Genomic DNA, 15190 nt, shown 5'->3' on the forward strand with positions numbered 1-15190 from the left:
AAATAATATTAATTTATATGTTTTCCAATTCCTGTTAAAAGTGCGATATTTGTCCTTTAAAATTTTGCGCAAAGGGTTGAAGCGACATCCTTTTAATGGTTTCATTAAAAGATATAACGTAAAACCTGACCTTGCTTGGCAAGGATGCGCCCTAAGACTAAAAAAATAAAATTAATTATGGCAATGAATAAAAATACCGTGTTATCATGGGCAACTTGGATTATGATTTTTGTAGGTTTAAGTTTAATCGCACTAGGTGCTTTTAGATACGATGACGTAGCAGGTTGGGGCTTTGCAGCCGTTGGTATTGGATTTTTTGCAGTTGCTTGGGTTTTTAATGCTTTAAAAGGTAGAGTATAATGAGTGACGACAAGAAAGTTATCTTCTCAATGTCTGGGGTAACCAAGACATTTCAAGGTGCGAATACACCTGTTTTAAAAAACATTTATTTAAGCTTTTTTTACGGAGCTAAAATCGGAATCCTTGGTTTAAATGGTTCTGGTAAGTCGACTTTGCTTAAAATTATTGCTGGATTAGATAAGAATTATCAAGGCGATGTGACCTTTTTACAAGACTATTCAGTAGGTTATTTAGAGCAGGAACCGAAGTTAGATGAGGATAAAACCGTTATGGAAATTGTAAAAGAAGGTGCCGCTGAAACTGTAGCCATTCTTGATGAATACAATAAGATTAACGATATGTTTGGTTTAGAGGAAGTGTATAGCGATCCGGACAAAATGGAAAAGCTAATGAACCGCCAAGCGGCACTTCAAGACCAGATTGATGCTTCTAACGCCTGGGAACTGGACACCAAATTAGAAATCGCTATGGACGCGTTGCGCACGCCAGATGGGGATAAAAAGATTAGTGTACTTTCTGGAGGGGAGCGTCGTCGCGTAGCTTTATGTCGTTTATTATTACAGGAACCGGATGTGTTATTACTGGATGAGCCTACCAACCACTTAGATGCTGAGTCGGTACACTGGTTAGAGCAGCATTTAGCGCAATATAAAGGAACCGTAATCGCCGTAACGCACGATAGATACTTTTTAGATAACGTAGCTGGCTGGATTTTAGAGTTAGACAGAGGAGAGGGAATTCCGTGGAAAGGAAACTACTCGTCTTGGTTAGACCAGAAAGCGAAGCGTTTAGCACAAGAAAGTAAATCGGCTTCTAAGCGCCAGAAAACATTAGAGCGTGAGTTGGAGTGGGTACGTCAAGGAGCAAAGGGACGTCAAACCAAACAAAAGGCGCGTTTAAAGAACTACGATAAATTATTAAGTCAGGATCAAAAACAACTGGACGAGAAGTTAGAGATTTATATCCCTAACGGACCACGTTTAGGAACCAATGTTATTGAAGCGGTTGGTGTAAGTAAAGGTTATGATGACAAGTTACTTTACGAAGACTTAAACTTTAACTTACCTCAAGCTGGGATTGTAGGGGTTATTGGTCCGAATGGTGCTGGTAAAACAACCATCTTCAGAATGATTATGGGAGAAGAAACACCAGATAAAGGAGAGTTTAAAGTTGGAGACACGGCTAAGATTGCTTACGTAGACCAAAGTCACTCGAATATAGATCCTGAGAAAACCATCTGGCAAAACTTTAGTGATGAGCAGGAATTGGTTTTAATGGGAGGAAAAGAGGTGAACTCAAGAGCGTATTTAAGTCGTTTTAACTTTTCAGGCGGTGAACAGAATAAGAAAGTGAAGTTGCTTTCAGGTGGAGAGCGAAACCGTTTACATTTAGCGATGACTCTTAAGGAAGAAGGTAACGTATTATTACTGGATGAGCCTACCAACGACCTTGATGTTAATACCTTAAGAGCACTCGAAGAAGGTTTAGAAAACTTTGCTGGATGTGCTGTAGTGATTTCTCACGACCGTTGGTTCTTAGATCGTATTTGTACACATATTTTGGCTTTTGAAGGCGATTCACAAGTGTATTTCTTTGAAGGAAGTTTTAGTGAATACGAAGAAAATAAAAAGAAACGTTTAGGAGGTGATTTAACACCGAAACGTATTAAGTACAAAAAATTGGTTCGCTAATTTAGTAGAGTCATCTGAAATAAAAAAGCCAGCTAAAAGCTGGCTTTTTTATTTTTCTTTTTTATTGTTTAATTGTTGTTATACATATGGCCTTCAGTAAAATCTGTATATTTTTCTTCCTTTCGGGCCATTTCCTCGCTTATTTTGTCGAGGCGTTCATTTTCCTTTTTTAATTTGTACGATTTTCTAATACCTAAAACAAGAAGTATTGAAAAGAATACAACAACTATAACAAGTACAGTTACAATGTCTATTTGGCTTAGTAAAAGCCAAGACGCCGATAGTTTAATAGGTAACATAGCAGATGCTTTAGAATGATTTAATAGCTAATCAAATATAATATATTTTGATGATTAAATAATTAAAAATGATGTTGTTAGATTGTTTTTTGTAGGAAGTGTATTATTTGTGTTTCTTGTGAATCCCTTATTTTTAAAGAGGTTTCAATTATTTAGGCAGATTTTAAAGGCGTGAATTTTTTTTAAAAGTATTATCTTTTCAAAACATTTAGAACCTATTTTAGTAATGAAAGACATTCGTGTAAAGGACATAAATACCCAATTGTTATCTGATAATTATTATACACTTAATAAATTAACTTTTAAATATTTAATGAGTAACGGTGAGTGGGTTACTCAAATGCGAGAGGTTTACGATAGAGGAGATGGTGCCGGCATTTTGTTGTATAATGCCGAAAAACAAACCGTTATTTTAACCAAACAGTTTAGAATGCCAACCTTTTTAAATGATAACACCGATGGTTATCTGGTAGAAATTTGCGCGGGTATGTTAGATAAGGATAATCCCGAAGCCTGTGTTATTAGAGAAACAGAGGAGGAGGTAGGTTACCGATTAAAAGAAGTAAAAAAAGTCTATGAAGCCTATTCGTCTCCAGGTGTTATGACAGAGAAAATGCATTTTTTTATTGGAGAATATACCGATGATATGAAAGTGAATGAAGGCGGAGGCTTGGATAGTGAACATGAAGATATCGAAGTGTTGGAAATCCTATTTTCTGAGGCTATCGATATGCTGAACTCAGGAAAAATTCATGATACCAGAACCATAGTCTTACTACAATATGCTTTAATACATAAACTTATGGAAGCACAAAACAACTAAAGGTTGTTTTGTGCACTAATAAAGTCTGTTATTAAATAAGTGATAAGTTTTCCAACTTGCGATGCCGTTTCTTCGGTTGGTGCAGCCTCACAAATATGCAAATAACTTGCATTCGGGTTTTCGGCAAAATAGCTAACAAATCGTCTGGCATTGTTTACAGAAAAACCACTAGGGGTCATGGCACTACTTGGTATATTTTCAATAGTATCACAATCCACCTCAATACCATAAGGGCTTGCTCCAACAAAATCTAAAGCGGTTTTCATGGCTGTTGAAAATTTTACCTTATGCGTCACTTCAATATCTTCAAAGGTTGTGTACTGGATGTTATCTAACTTTTTCAGGGTTTTAAATAAAGCTCTTGATGTGTAATTTCTTTGTAATCCAAAAATGCTGTAGTTTTTCAGGAATCCTTCAGAATAGGCATAACTAAAACCGTTACCGCTGTGTCGACCTTCTTCTGCTCTAAAATCGGAATGCGCATCCATGTTCACCACATTAATAGGTTTGCCCAAAGCCAAACTTGTTCCTTTTATATTTCCATAGGCATTATTATGTCCTCCGCCAATAATTATAGGTTTTTTTCCAGCTAAAACAATTTGATTAATTATGTAAGCGACATGGGTATCAATTTCTTTTACAATGTCTCGTGCTTTTATAAAACTTTTCTTCTTATCAGGATTTAAAAGTGATAATTTTTGTAATTCTTCAGAAAAATTTAAACGCCCTAAAATTAAAACGTTTTGAGGAGTTGTAAACTCGTTACTCTGTATGTTTAACAGGGTTTTTAAGGTAATTTCCCACGTCTTAGAAGTGCCAATTTTACCGTGGTTTGCGAACACTCCTACATCCTCTGGTAAACCAATAATTACGTACTTGACATCCAAACTTTTAAGTTGGTCGTATATATTTGAAATGCTGGTTAAGAGCTTAATCTCCTGACCGAACTTGGATTCACCGGAACGTTTGTTTAATAGTTTATTTAAACTATTTTTATCGAATAAAGAAAGTTTATCCATGTGAGTAAATAAATTTTGAAACGAAATTACATCATTATTTATTTGTGGCATTATAAAAATAAAAAATATTAAACAACGTAGATTTTAATCATTAAAAACAAACAATTATGGAAAACAACAAAAGCAGTATCGGTCTGAAGGTTGCGTTGGGGATTGCAGTGGTCCTATTTTTAGGCATGGCATTCTATTCAATGAACTTGTATCAGGAAAGTAACAAAGTTCAGCAGGACTTAACTGAGGAAAAACAAAAAGTAATGGATGAGTTAAGCCTAATGGCAAGTCAGTATGACGAAGCCATAGGTGAAAATGAAGTGGCTAACCAAAATTTAATTGAAGCTCGAGCACGTATTCAAGGGTTAATGGATTCACTAAAAATCTCAGAAACCAACGTGAAAAGCTTATGGAGATACAAACAAAAATATGCGTCTTTACAAAAAGAAATGGATGTGTTGTTAGCACAAAACGATTCGTTAAAAGTGAGCAATGCTTATTTAGCAACGTCTTTAGATAGTACTCGCGTTCGTCTAGAAGAGCGTACGATGTTCAACGATTCGTTATTACTTCAAAATACAGCTTTGGCCGAAGTGGTTTCTAATGCAGCAGTGCTTTCTGCAGTAGATTTAAAAGCTTCAGGAGTAATTGTAAGAACCTCAGGAAAGGTAATTCCAACCGAGCGTGCCGGACGTAGTGATAAAATTAGAGTATGTTTTATTGTAGCTAAAAATAAATTAGTACAAGCTGGAGATCAGGAATTATATATTCAGGTTATCGACCCAAAAAACAATATTATTGGTTTAAACGAGCAAGTACAGTTTGATGAAGTAACTTTAAATTACAGTTTAATTAGTAAGTTTAATTACGAAAATGCAAACTTAAATGTATGTGAATTTATTGCGCCTCGCGGTGATGAGGATTTCGATGAAGGACGCTACATTGTGAATGTTTTTAATGAAAAAGATTTAGTATCTACATCAGAATTTACACTTAAGTAAACGTATATACCCCAGATTATAAAAACCTCAAGTGAAAGCTTGAGGTTTTTTCATACAATATTGTTTCGTTTGAAGGAAATTAATTTGCTCTTACTCGAATTTTAATTGAAATGTTGTGATATATGAGCATAACTTTTACATTTGGTATGATACACTGCATTTGTATGACTTAGGAGATTAATAGCAACTCATCCCTTTTTGTTTAATAATGCATCTGTTAATACTAACTAATACCAAATAGGCATTTACTAATGCTTGAAAATTTACTAATAGAATGCAATTAGAAGAAGAAATTCTAAATTCTTTTTCAAATATTTCTAATGAAACATTTGAAGAACTTTTAAAAGTATCGGAGTTAAAAACATTGAGACCAGGGACACAACTGGTTAAAATAAACGAAATTCCTAACAAGGTTTACCTGTTGTTATCAGGTGTTGTTAGGTGTTATATATGTACAGAATCAGGTAAGGAGTTTAATAAAAGCTTTTACCTGTCGAATAGCTTTTTTGGTTCCCTAACGGCTTTAATGAAAAACGAGCCTTCACAATTTGTTTTTGAAACACTTACCGATTGTGAAATTCACGAAGTCGATTTTAAGAAAGTCATGGAACTTGCTGAAACAAATTTATCGGTGAGTAAATTATATAATAAAGTACTTCAATCGTTTTACGTGTTATATGAAAAGCGTTTGGTGGATTTAATATCGCTTGAAGCTAAAGATAGATATGTAGAATTGCAGAAACAAATTCCTGATGTCGACAAGATTATTCCACAATATCACATAGCTTCCTATTTAGGAATTACACCAGTTCAGTTAAGTCGCATTAGAAAAAAAAGTGAAATCAATTAACATTTGTTAATTGATTGAAAGCTGTTAAGTAATATATTTGGCAGGAATTCCTTTCTTAAGTATACCTAATTAACTAACAAGGAAAGATTAATAGCTAACCAACCAACAAAAAAAATCAGGTCATTTTAATGACCTGATTTTTGTTTTTATAGATTTTGATTTATGGCTTATTTTAAGCTTCCAACCATATCTTCTGGTTTAACCCAAGCGTCGTAATCTTCGGCTGTAACATAGCCTAAATTAACAGCCTCTTCTTTTAAGGTTGTTCCGTTTTTGTGTGCTGTGTTGGCAATTTCAGCAGCTTTATAATATCCGATTTTGGTATTTAAAGCCGTTACAAGCATTAAAGAGTTGTTAAGTAATTTTGTAATCACTTCGTGGTTTGGTTCGATACCAATCGCACAGTTTTCATCGAAACTTACACAAGCATCACCAATTAACTGAGCAGATTGTAAAACATTAGCAGCCATAACTGGTTTAAATACGTTAAGCTCGTAGTGTCCTTGTAAACCACCCACAGAAACCGCTACGTCGTTACCCATAACCTGAGCACAAACCATAGTTAAAGCCTCACATTGAGTTGGGTTTACTTTTCCTGGCATAATAGAACTTCCTGGCTCATTAGCAGGGATAATAATTTCTCCAATACCACTTCTTGGTCCAGAAGCCATCATTCTAATATCGTTAGCTATTTTGTTTAAAGAAACCGCTAATTGTTTTAAAGCACCGTGTGTTTCAACTAAAGCGTCGTGTGCAGCTAGAGCTTCAAATTTATTAGGAGCCGTAACAAAAGGTAATTTTGTAAACTGAGCAATATATTCGGCAACACGCTTACTGTAACCTTTAGGTGTATTTAATCCGGTACCAACAGCTGTTCCTCCTAAAGCTAATTCACTTAAGTGAGGTAAGGTGTTTTCTAAAGCTTTAATACCGTAGTTTAATTGGGCAACATAACCTGAAAGCTCTTGCCCTAAAGTTAGAGGCGTTGCATCCATAAGGTGAGTACGTCCAATTTTTACAACATTTTTGAACGCATCAGATTTTTTTTGAAGTGTATCGCGTAACTGTTTTACACCTGGTAATGTTACTTCTACAATTTTCTTGTAAGCAGCAATGTGCATACCTGTAGGGAAGGTATCGTTAGACGATTGTGATTTATTAACGTCGTCGTTTGGCTGAATCGCTTTATCGCCTTCACCAATTACTTTACCTGCTAATTGCTGAGCACGATTAGCGATAACTTCGTTAACATTCATATTACTTTGGGTTCCTGAACCTGTTTGCCAGATAACTAAAGGAAACTGATCGTCGTGTTTTCCTTCTAAAATTTCATCACAAACAGCAGCAATTAAATCGCGCTTTTCAATAGGTAAAACCCCTAATTCACAGTTTGTAAAAGCGGCAGCTTTTTTTAGGTAAGCAAATCCGTAAACAATTTCTAAAGGCATAGAAGCAGAAGGTCCTATTTTAAAATTGTTTCTTGAACGCTCGGTTTGTGCGCCCCAAAGTTTATCGGCAGGCACTTTTACCTCGCCCATGGTATCTTTTTCTATTCTAAAACTCATCGTAATAATGATTTAATTAAAGTAACAAAGTTAAGTTTTTTACTAAGTTTTAAGGTATGATAAAAGTTAGTTTTATTAATTTTTTTCATCTAAAATATTTAAAGTTATAAATTCTTTTGTAAAACCTATTAAATTGATTAATTTAGTAGGAATTAAACATAAAAAAAATAACGATTATGGCAACAATTAGATTAGGAGATACAGCCCCTAATTTTACTGCAAAGTCTACCGAAGGCGATATTAATTTTCATGAATGGTTAGGCGGTAGTTGGGGGATTTTGTTTTCGCATCCAGCCGATTACACACCTGTTTGTACAACCGAACTAGGTACTGTAGCAAAGTATAAAGATGAATTTGCAAAGCGTAACGTTAAAGTCGTAGCCTTAAGTGTTGATGGATTGGAGTCTCATCAGGGCTGGGTAAACGATATTAACGAAACCCAAAATACAACTGTAAATTTTCCAATTATTGCGGATGAAGACCGAAAGGTGTCTGAACTTTATGATATGATTCACCCGAATGCCAGTGAAAAATTTACTGTACGTTCGGTTTTTGTAATTGGTGACGATAAAAAAGTAAAACTGATTATAACCTATCCGGCTTCAACAGGAAGAAATTTTGAAGAATTATTACGGGTAATTGATAGTTTACAGTTAACGGCTTACCATAAAGTAGCCACACCAGCAAACTGGAAGAGTGGTGAAGATGTGGTGATTTCTCCGGTGATTACCAATGAGGAAATTCCGAGTTTATTCCCTAAAGGACATAAAGAAATTAAGCCTTATCTAAGGATGACGCCACAACCCAATTTAGATTAACACTTAAATTGTAAAGCATCGACATTAAAAGTTGATGCTTTTTTGTTTTTAAGAATTAAATTAATTGGTAATTTTAAGAACATCATTTTATAAAATTTAGCCATGTTATATAGAGTGTATTTTAAGATTGATATTGATGCCGCAAATTCCAAGGTTTGGGACGTGCTTTGGGGAAAAGAAACTTATCCGAAATGGACGAAGATTTTTAGTGAAGATTCTCAGGTGGAAACCGATTGGGAAGAAGGAAGTAAAGCGCTGTTTATAAATGGGGAGGGAAGCGGTATGGTTAGCCGAATTTATAAACGTATTACCAATGAGTTTATGGGAATTGAACATTTAGGTATGCTTGAAAAAGGTGTTGAGCTACCTCCAAATGAAAAAACAAAAGACTGGTTTGGAGCTAAAGAAGATTATACATTAACAGAGGAAAATGGCATAACAACTCTTGAGGTTGGCATGGATTCGGCCGAAGAATATCAATCGTATTTTGAAAAAACATTTCCTAAGGCACTTCAAATAGTAAAAGAATTGTCTGAGAATCTATAGTTAGTCTGTTCAGTAATCTTTTAAAATCTTAAAAACTCTGTTAATAAATTTTAGTTTCATATTGTATTACAAAAAGCTTTATATTATCTTTGCTTCATATTTTTTAAAGACACTTAACAATTATGTTCGATTTTGACCAATATTTAGGATTTTTAGCTTTTTTAACCATCTTAACCATAGGGTTTTGGTTAATGATTTTCTTAATGACCTTTGTTATTCCTTACTGGATTGGAGGTGCTTTAATTGAAAGAATAAAAGAAATTAGAGAAGAGAAAAAAGCTAAGCGTCAAAACGCCTAACATTTTTTTGATAATATATTAACAAAAAAAGGGAAGCTAAATTTAGCTTCCCTTTTTTTGTTTGAGGAGGTTTCATAATTAGAAACCTCCCATATCGTCATCGCCACCACCAAATCCGGTGTTAGGACGTTCACGTTTCTTTTGTTGGTTGAATCTGTAGATCAATGATAAGTTTACCTGACGTTGTCTCCATTGGTGTTCGCTGTAGGTTTCAATGCCTTCTGTGGATCTTGTTGAACGGCGTTTTCTAGAGTTTAATAAATCTTGTGCATTTAATGAAATCGTTGCATTGTTTTTAAAGATGTCTTTACTAAAAGCTAAGTCTATAGAGAACATACCTTCGGTTTCGCCTTGAGCATTTGCGCTTGGTCCCATATAATGCATATTAGTTTGCCAATCTATATTTGATGGTAAGCTTACTTTACTACTAAAACGTGCAAACCAACTGGTATTTTTCGTTCCGTAATCTATTCCGTTAAATTCACCTTCTTTTTCAAACTGGAAAAAGTTAAAGCTGGAATTAATTCTCAACCATTTTTCAGGATTATACATGATGCCAACTTCTCCACCTGTTCTGGTGTTATTCGATAAGTTTATAGGCATTCTTCTGGTAATTTGAATTCCGTCTGAAGTATAGTAACCTGTATTTTCCTGAATAAATTCGAAAGAATCAGTTTCGTACTGATAATAGATAGAAGAAGTTAAGGTTAATTTATCCCAACGTTTTAAGTAACCAATATCAAAAGCACTTGCAAAAGCAGGACTTAAGTTTGGATTTCCTTGAAAAACAGTTGTTCTACTTGAACGAGAAGGGAACGGGTTAATGAAAAATCCTCTTGGTCTGTTTATACGCCTATTGTACCCAAAAGAGATGTTCTCTTCAGAATCGTCACTATTACCTGCTAAATTGTAAATTAAATTTACAGTGGGAAACAGACCTAAATAGTTGTTGTTAAAATCGGTGTCTATTGGATATCCAAAAGCTGTTTGTAATTCTTCTTCGGTTAATCTGGAATCTATATTCCCCTTAAGTTGTGTGTTTTCTAAACGTAATCCTAAAAGGAATGAGAATTCACCAAATTTATTCCCGTATTGAGAGTACACAGCATTTATGTTTTCTGTATAATCAAAAATATTTGTAAGCGTGTCGTTTACAAAGAAACTACCATCATTAATGTTTTCTTGCTCTAAAACATAATCTGTTGATTTGTTTTTGAAGTTTCCACGATATCCTGCTTCAAAACGAGATTTGTCGTTTATTGGTAAAACGTAATCGGCTTGTAACAAGTATTCTTTTTCATCTTCAACTGAAAATATATTTTCATTCTGAAAGGCATCGGGATTAGTTTTATCAGTAAAAATATAGTCTTCATTAATGCGGGTTGATTTATCTTCAGACCCATTTTCATATTGGAAATCAGCTGTTAATTCATGACCCTCATCATTCAATTTTGTAATATAATTTAATGCAAACTGATATTTGTTATCGTCTTCACTTTCTTGTTCGCTTCTAAGCGTTCGCTCGACTATACTTCCGCTGTTATAGCGGTCACTGGTGTTAAGGGATAAATCGTCGTCATTACCAAAGTTGTAAAATACACTACCGGTAATAGAAGTTTTATCTGATAAAAAGTATTCGATACCAGTATTAGCGTTGTAGTTTCTGTTTATACGGTCTACATTCTGGTCTTCAATAATTCTTTCGTACTCAGGTAATGTTGTAACGCCATCAACTGTAGTTGCCGAATATTTACTATCGTTAAAACTGTTTCTTGGCGGAGCAGCGTATCTAAATCCTAAATTAGAAAATAAGTTGAATTTTTCTGTACGATAATTTAAGTTAGCGGAAACACCTACGTTATCCGGATTTCCCAATGTTAAATTGAATGAGCCATTAAAACCTAAAGTTTCTTTTTGTCGTAAAATGATGTTTAAAATTCCGGCAGTACCTTCTGCATCATATCGCGCTGAGGGCGATGTAATAACTTCAACACGTTCTATAGCTGAAGCAGGTAATTGACTGAAGATATTTGAGTCCGAGAAACCTGCCATAGCTGAAGGCTTTCCGTTAATTAGAATCTTTACATTTTCATTTCCTCTTAAGCTAATAGCACCTTCAACATCTACAGAAACCGATGGCACATTATTTAAAGCATCACTTACTGTTCCTCCGGCGGTAGTTAAATCCTTTCCGATGTTGTAAATCTTTTTGTCAAGTTTTATTTCAACTGTTGTTTTTTCAGCAATAACTTCAACTTCATCCAGTGTAGCAAGGTCTTCGGTTAAAGCTATGGTTCCTAAATCTTCGTTTTTTGTGAGATTCTTATTGGTGAGTGTAACTTTTTTATAGGAAATATATTCAATTGAAATATCGTAAATGCCTTTTGCAACCGGAATGCTAAAATTACCATTAGTATCTGTTATACAGCCGTCGACTATTTTGTTTTCAGCTTTACTAAAAAAGGCAACGGTAGCGTATTCTAAAGGCATATTCATGTCTTGGTCGATTACCTTTCCGGTTATAATGATGTTTTTTTCGGCAACTGGATCAGTACTTTTTGGTTGTGCTAAAGCCGATAATACGGCGCCAAAAAGAGCAAAGGCAGTTAGTAGATATTTGGTCATAGTTGTTTTTTAAAGTGTTAGACTTCAAAAAAACATATAAGTTTAGTAGGGTTTTGTTAAAATAAAGTTAATTAGGGTGTTAGCCGAGTGTTATAAAATCTCGGCTATCTTTTCTGTAGGTCTTGCTATCACAGCTTTTTCATCGTTAATAACGATAGGGCGCTCAATTAACTTCGGGTTTTCAACCATGGCTTTAATAATTTGTACATCGGTAAGGTCTTTTCCTTTGTAATCCGATTTCCAGATGGCTTCATTTGTTCTAACCAATTCTATTGGAGAAATTCCTAAAAGCTTAATGATTTCGGTTAATTCTGCTTCGGTTGGAACGTCTTCAAGGTATTTTACAACTTCGAAGTCTTTACCGGCGTCTTCTAAAAACTGAACGCCTAAACGCGATTTACTGCATCGGTTGTTGTGATATATTTTAATCATGAGATGTGAATATTATATGTTTTTAAATCTTCAATGAGTTGTTCTGGATTTTTAAAGTGAATGCCGTTAATATTTAAAGCTTTTGCGGCTTCAATATTTCGAAGGTTATCGTCAATAAAAAGAGCATTTTCAGGAGTGATGTTAAAGCGTTTTAAAGTGATGTCATAAATATCTTTAAATGGTTTTCTTGTTTTTTCATCACCAGAAACGACAATGCCTTCAAACCACTGTAAAAAATCAAATCGCTTTTGTGCAATAGGGAAGGTTTCGTTACTCCAATTGGTTAAAGCCACCACTTTATGGATTTTAGATTTTATCAATTCTTCTAAAATAGTTACAGTTCCTTCAATGGCCCCGCCCAGCATCTTTTCCCAATCACCATAAAACATACGAATGTAGGATTCATATTCAGGAAATTTATACACTAAATCTTCGGTAGCTTGTGCTAAGGGGTAGCCAGCATCCTGATTTTCGTTCCAGTCGCTGGTGCAAATGTTTTCTAAAAACCATTTCGTTTTTTCTTTATCGCCATTAAAAGCATCAAGAAAAACGTACTCCGGATTCCAGTCAATCAACACACCGCCTAAATCGAAAATTATGGTATTTATCATAGTGTATTATCGTCTTCAACTTTTTGTCCCATCATCATGAGATAGGCTTTTAAAAACGGACCAATATTTCCATCCATAACGCCATCAACATTGCTGGTTTCGTGTCCGGTGCGAACATCTTTAACTAATTTGTAAGGTTGCATCACATAGTTACGAATCTGACTTCCCCATTCAATTTTCATTTTGCCGGCTTCAATATCTTCACGTTGTGCCATTTGTTTTTGCAGCTCAATTTCATAAAGTTGAGATTTAAGCATTTGTAAAGCTCTTGCACGGTTATCGTGTTGTGAACGCGTTTCGGAACATGAAATTTGAATACCCGTAGGTTTGTGGGTTAATTGTACTTTGGTTTCTACCTTATTTACATTTTGCCCACCAGCACCACTTGATCTTGCGGTTGTAATTTCAATATCGGCCGGATTGATTTCAATTTCAATGGTATCGTCAACTAAAGGATACACATAAACTGAAGCAAAACTGGTGTGTCGTTTCGCATTACTATCAAACGGAGAAATACGGACCAAACGGTGTACCCCGTTTTCACCTTTAAGCCATCCAAAGGCAAAGTCGCCTTCAATTTCCAGAGTCACCGTTTTAATTCCGGCAACATCACCTTCCTGAAAGTTTAATTCTTTAACCTTAAAGCCGCTTTTTTCGGCATACATTAAGTACATACGCATCAGCATACTTGCCCAATCGCAACTTTCGGTTCCACCTGCACCAGCAGTAATTTGAAGCACGGCACTTAAGCTATCACCTTCATCAGAAAGCATGTTTTTAAATTCAGTATCTTCCAATAAAGTAGCAGCTTTGTTGTACTGATTTTGTACATCTTCTTCGGTAGATTCCCCTTCTTTATAAAATTCATAAAGAACATCTAAATCTTCAATAAGGGTTTTGATGGTGTTGTAATCTTCAACCCATTTTTTCTTCACACGAAGCGATTTCATAATCGTTTCGGCAGTTTTTGGGTCGTTCCAGAAATTTGGGTCGAAGGTTTTTTCTTCTTCGTTTTGTATTTCAATAAGTTTTTTATCTACGTCAAAGATAGTGCCTTAGTTTGTCAAGGCGGGTATTAAGATCTTTAATTTGATCAAGAGTTATCATATGTCAATTTTATATTGTTTACCAATTATTGGCTTTTATTTTCAACAAAAATAAAATTTAAAGAAAGAGCAGAAAAGTATTGTAGTGATAATTTTATAGATTTACTCGATATTCGAGATTTAAACAGCCATTAAATGAAAATAGATTTACGAAGCGACACGGTTACAAAACCAAGTAAAGACATGCTTGAAGTCATGATGCAGGCGCAGGTGGGCGATGATGTATTTCGAGAAGACGAGACCATGAATGTCCTGGAAAAAAGGATAGCAGATATGTTCGGAAAGGAATCGGCATTGTTTTTTCCTAGTGGCACCATGGCGAATCAAACCGCAATAAAATTACATACCAATCCTGGTGAGCAGGTTATTTGCGATAAGTATGCTCATATTTATAATTATGAATCGGGAGGAGCGTCTTTTAATAGTGGTGTGTCGTGCAGGTTATTAGATGGACATCGGGGGATGTTTACGGCCGAACAAGTTCTTGAAGCTATAAATCCGGATGCTTATTATTATGCTAAAACCTCTTTGGTAGAAGTAGAAAATACAACGAATAAAGGAGGCGGTGCGTGCTGGGATTACGCTGCGTTAAAAAAGATAAAGCAGGTTTGCAAAACACATAATTTAGGGTTTCATCTGGATGGAGCACGTTTATGGCACGCACTGGTAGTGAAAAATGAAACACCTAAACAGTACGGTGATTTGTTCGATACGATTTCTGTGTGTTTAAGTAAAGGATTGGGGTGTCCTGTTGGTTCTGTTTTGGTTGGCGATTCCGATATTATGAAGGAAGCTTTAAGAGTTCGTAAAGTTTTTGGCGGAAATATGCGTCAGGTGGGGTATCTGGCAGCAGCCGGATTGTACGCTTTAGAAAACAATATTAACCGCTTAGCAGAAGATCATAAAAAGGCCAAGGAATTGGGTGAAGCACTTTCTAAATTATCAATGGTTAAGTTGGTAGAGCCTATCGAAACAAACATTGTGATTTTCGAATTGAATAAAGACGTAAATGAAAAGGCTTTTCTAAATAAATTAGAGGAAAATAATATCCATATTATCGGTATGGGAGGAGGTAAGCTACGCATGGTAACTCACCTCGATTATACCAATATTATGCATGAAAAGGTTTTGGTATGTCTTGAAACCTTTTAGAT

The 15190-nt window shown here is 35.1% G+C and carries 16 protein-coding genes; 9 read left to right on the forward strand and 7 right to left on the reverse strand.

Features of this window, described 5'->3' with window-relative positions; translation table 11 throughout:
• Positions 1 to 177 precede the first annotated feature (177 nt).
• Together R1X58_RS11870 and ettA are read left to right on the forward strand one after the other, a co-directional pair.
• A complete protein-coding gene (locus R1X58_RS11870) occupies positions 178 to 360 on the forward strand; it encodes a CAL67264 family membrane protein (RefSeq protein WP_188215789.1) in 183 nt (60 codons plus the stop codon).
• Positions 360 to 2051 carry an energy-dependent translational throttle protein EttA gene (gene ettA, locus R1X58_RS11875; protein ID WP_240572955.1) on the forward strand — a complete coding sequence of 564 codons (1692 nt, stop codon included), beginning with the start codon at positions 360 to 362 and terminating at the stop codon, positions 2049 to 2051. The genes R1X58_RS11870 and ettA overlap by 1 nt, the downstream gene beginning before the upstream one ends.
• Positions 2052 to 2119: 68 nt before the next feature.
• Here ettA and R1X58_RS11880 read toward each other — a convergent pair whose 3' ends face one another.
• A complete protein-coding gene (locus R1X58_RS11880; protein WP_240572956.1) occupies positions 2120 to 2350 on the reverse strand; it encodes a hypothetical protein in 231 nt (76 codons plus the stop codon).
• Positions 2351 to 2576: 226 nt separating this feature from the next.
• Between R1X58_RS11880 and R1X58_RS11885 the strand changes: the two genes are divergently transcribed.
• The gene (locus tag R1X58_RS11885) at positions 2577 to 3173 is read left to right on the forward strand and encodes an NUDIX domain-containing protein (protein ID WP_240572957.1); all 597 of its coding nucleotides are present in this window, start codon (positions 2577 to 2579) and stop codon (positions 3171 to 3173) included.
• Here R1X58_RS11885 and R1X58_RS11890 read toward each other — a convergent pair.
• Complete coding sequence (locus R1X58_RS11890) at positions 3170 to 4192, reverse strand: formimidoylglutamase (protein WP_240572958.1); 1023 nt, start codon at positions 4190 to 4192, stop codon at positions 3170 to 3172. The two genes, R1X58_RS11885 and R1X58_RS11890, sit on opposite strands and share 4 nt — an antisense overlap.
• A 107-nt stretch (positions 4193 to 4299) precedes the next feature.
• On the opposite strand from R1X58_RS11890, the gene R1X58_RS11895 reads away from it, so the two are divergent.
• Together R1X58_RS11895 and R1X58_RS11900 are read left to right on the forward strand one after the other, a co-directional pair.
• Positions 4300 to 5184: a chromosome partitioning protein ParA gene (locus tag R1X58_RS11895; protein WP_240572959.1), complete on the forward strand. Its 885-nt coding sequence runs from the start codon at positions 4300 to 4302 to the stop codon at positions 5182 to 5184.
• A 274-nt stretch (positions 5185 to 5458) separates the two neighbouring features.
• On the forward strand, positions 5459 to 6034 hold the full coding sequence (locus R1X58_RS11900) for a Crp/Fnr family transcriptional regulator (RefSeq protein WP_240572960.1): 576 nt from the start codon (positions 5459 to 5461) through the stop codon (positions 6032 to 6034).
• Positions 6035 to 6201: 167 nt separating this feature from the next.
• Here the strand turns inward: R1X58_RS11900 and fumC are convergent, their stop codons facing one another.
• Positions 6202 to 7599, reverse strand: coding sequence for a class II fumarate hydratase (gene fumC, locus R1X58_RS11905; protein WP_240572961.1), 1398 nt, complete (start codon positions 7597 to 7599; stop codon positions 6202 to 6204).
• A 176-nt stretch (positions 7600 to 7775) separates the two neighbouring features.
• Between fumC and R1X58_RS11910 the strand changes: the two genes are divergently transcribed.
• The 3 genes from R1X58_RS11910 to R1X58_RS11920 all read left to right on the forward strand — a co-directional run bounded on the left by R1X58_RS11910 (position 7776) and on the right by R1X58_RS11920 (position 9262).
• Positions 7776 to 8417: a peroxiredoxin gene (locus tag R1X58_RS11910; protein WP_240572962.1), complete on the forward strand. Its 642-nt coding sequence runs from the start codon at positions 7776 to 7778 to the stop codon at positions 8415 to 8417.
• Positions 8418 to 8519: 102 nt separating this feature from the next.
• Positions 8520 to 8963 carry an SRPBCC domain-containing protein gene (locus R1X58_RS11915; RefSeq protein WP_240572963.1) on the forward strand — a complete coding sequence of 148 codons (444 nt, stop codon included), beginning with the start codon at positions 8520 to 8522 and terminating at the stop codon, positions 8961 to 8963.
• A gap of 122 nt (positions 8964 to 9085) precedes the next feature.
• Positions 9086 to 9262 carry an ATP synthase subunit B family protein gene (locus R1X58_RS11920; RefSeq protein ID WP_240572964.1) on the forward strand — a complete coding sequence of 59 codons (177 nt, stop codon included), beginning with the start codon at positions 9086 to 9088 and terminating at the stop codon, positions 9260 to 9262.
• Positions 9263 to 9340: 78 nt separating this feature from the next.
• Here R1X58_RS11920 and R1X58_RS11925 read toward each other — a convergent pair whose 3' ends face one another.
• The 4 genes from R1X58_RS11925 to prfB all read right to left on the reverse strand — a co-directional run bounded on the left by R1X58_RS11925 (position 9341) and on the right by prfB (position 14037).
• Entirely contained in the window at positions 9341 to 11887 is a 2547-nt protein-coding gene (locus R1X58_RS11925; RefSeq protein ID WP_240572965.1) for an outer membrane beta-barrel protein, read from the reverse strand.
• A 90-nt stretch (positions 11888 to 11977) separates the two neighbouring features.
• A complete protein-coding gene (arsC, locus tag R1X58_RS11930; RefSeq protein ID WP_240572966.1) occupies positions 11978 to 12319 on the reverse strand; it encodes an arsenate reductase (glutaredoxin) in 342 nt (113 codons plus the stop codon).
• Positions 12316 to 12930, reverse strand: a complete 615-nt coding sequence (locus R1X58_RS11935) for an HAD family hydrolase (protein WP_240572967.1) — start codon at positions 12928 to 12930, stop codon at positions 12316 to 12318. The genes arsC and R1X58_RS11935 overlap by 4 nt, the downstream gene beginning before the upstream one ends.
• A protein-coding gene (gene prfB, locus R1X58_RS11940; protein ID WP_240572968.1) for a peptide chain release factor 2 occupies positions 12927 to 14037 on the reverse strand; the annotation gives its coding sequence in 2 pieces (ribosomal slippage) (positions 12927 to 13973 and positions 13975 to 14037; 1110 coding nt in all). Before prfB ends, R1X58_RS11935 begins: the two co-directional genes overlap by 4 nt.
• Positions 14038 to 14171: 134 nt before the next feature.
• On the opposite strand from prfB, the gene R1X58_RS11945 reads away from it, so the two are divergent.
• Positions 14172 to 15188: a threonine aldolase family protein gene (locus R1X58_RS11945; protein WP_240572969.1), complete on the forward strand. Its 1017-nt coding sequence runs from the start codon at positions 14172 to 14174 to the stop codon at positions 15186 to 15188.
• Positions 15189 to 15190: the final 2 nt, after the last annotated feature.

This window comes from Aestuariibaculum lutulentum, assembly GCF_032926325.1.
GTDB classification, from domain to species: domain Bacteria; phylum Bacteroidota; class Bacteroidia; order Flavobacteriales; family Flavobacteriaceae; genus Aestuariibaculum; species Aestuariibaculum lutulentum.

What these genes read in the sequence shown, in the direction of transcription:
- R1X58_RS11870 (WP_188215789.1), top strand. Translation starts at nt 178, where the DNA reads ATGGCAATGAATAAAAATACCGTGTTATCATGGGCAACTTGGATTATG.
- ettA (WP_240572955.1), top strand. Translation starts at nt 360, where the DNA reads ATGAGTGACGACAAGAAAGTTATCTTCTCAATGTCTGGGGTAACCAAG.
- R1X58_RS11880 (WP_240572956.1), bottom strand. Translation starts at nt 2,350, where the DNA reads ATGTTACCTATTAAACTATCGGCGTCTTGGCTTTTACTAAGCCAAATA.
- R1X58_RS11885 (WP_240572957.1), top strand. Translation starts at nt 2,577, where the DNA reads ATGAAAGACATTCGTGTAAAGGACATAAATACCCAATTGTTATCTGAT.
- R1X58_RS11890 (WP_240572958.1), bottom strand. Translation starts at nt 4,192, where the DNA reads ATGGATAAACTTTCTTTATTCGATAAAAATAGTTTAAATAAACTATTA.
- R1X58_RS11895 (WP_240572959.1), top strand. Translation starts at nt 4,300, where the DNA reads ATGGAAAACAACAAAAGCAGTATCGGTCTGAAGGTTGCGTTGGGGATT.
- R1X58_RS11900 (WP_240572960.1), top strand. Translation starts at nt 5,459, where the DNA reads ATGCAATTAGAAGAAGAAATTCTAAATTCTTTTTCAAATATTTCTAAT.
- fumC (WP_240572961.1), bottom strand. Translation starts at nt 7,599, where the DNA reads ATGAGTTTTAGAATAGAAAAAGATACCATGGGCGAGGTAAAAGTGCCT.
- R1X58_RS11910 (WP_240572962.1), top strand. Translation starts at nt 7,776, where the DNA reads ATGGCAACAATTAGATTAGGAGATACAGCCCCTAATTTTACTGCAAAG.
- R1X58_RS11915 (WP_240572963.1), top strand. Translation starts at nt 8,520, where the DNA reads ATGTTATATAGAGTGTATTTTAAGATTGATATTGATGCCGCAAATTCC.
- R1X58_RS11920 (WP_240572964.1), top strand. Translation starts at nt 9,086, where the DNA reads ATGTTCGATTTTGACCAATATTTAGGATTTTTAGCTTTTTTAACCATC.
- R1X58_RS11925 (WP_240572965.1), bottom strand. Translation starts at nt 11,887, where the DNA reads ATGACCAAATATCTACTAACTGCCTTTGCTCTTTTTGGCGCCGTATTA.
- arsC (WP_240572966.1), bottom strand. Translation starts at nt 12,319, where the DNA reads ATGATTAAAATATATCACAACAACCGATGCAGTAAATCGCGTTTAGGC.
- R1X58_RS11935 (WP_240572967.1), bottom strand. Translation starts at nt 12,930, where the DNA reads ATGATAAATACCATAATTTTCGATTTAGGCGGTGTGTTGATTGACTGG.
- R1X58_RS11945 (WP_240572969.1), top strand. Translation starts at nt 14,172, where the DNA reads ATGAAAATAGATTTACGAAGCGACACGGTTACAAAACCAAGTAAAGAC.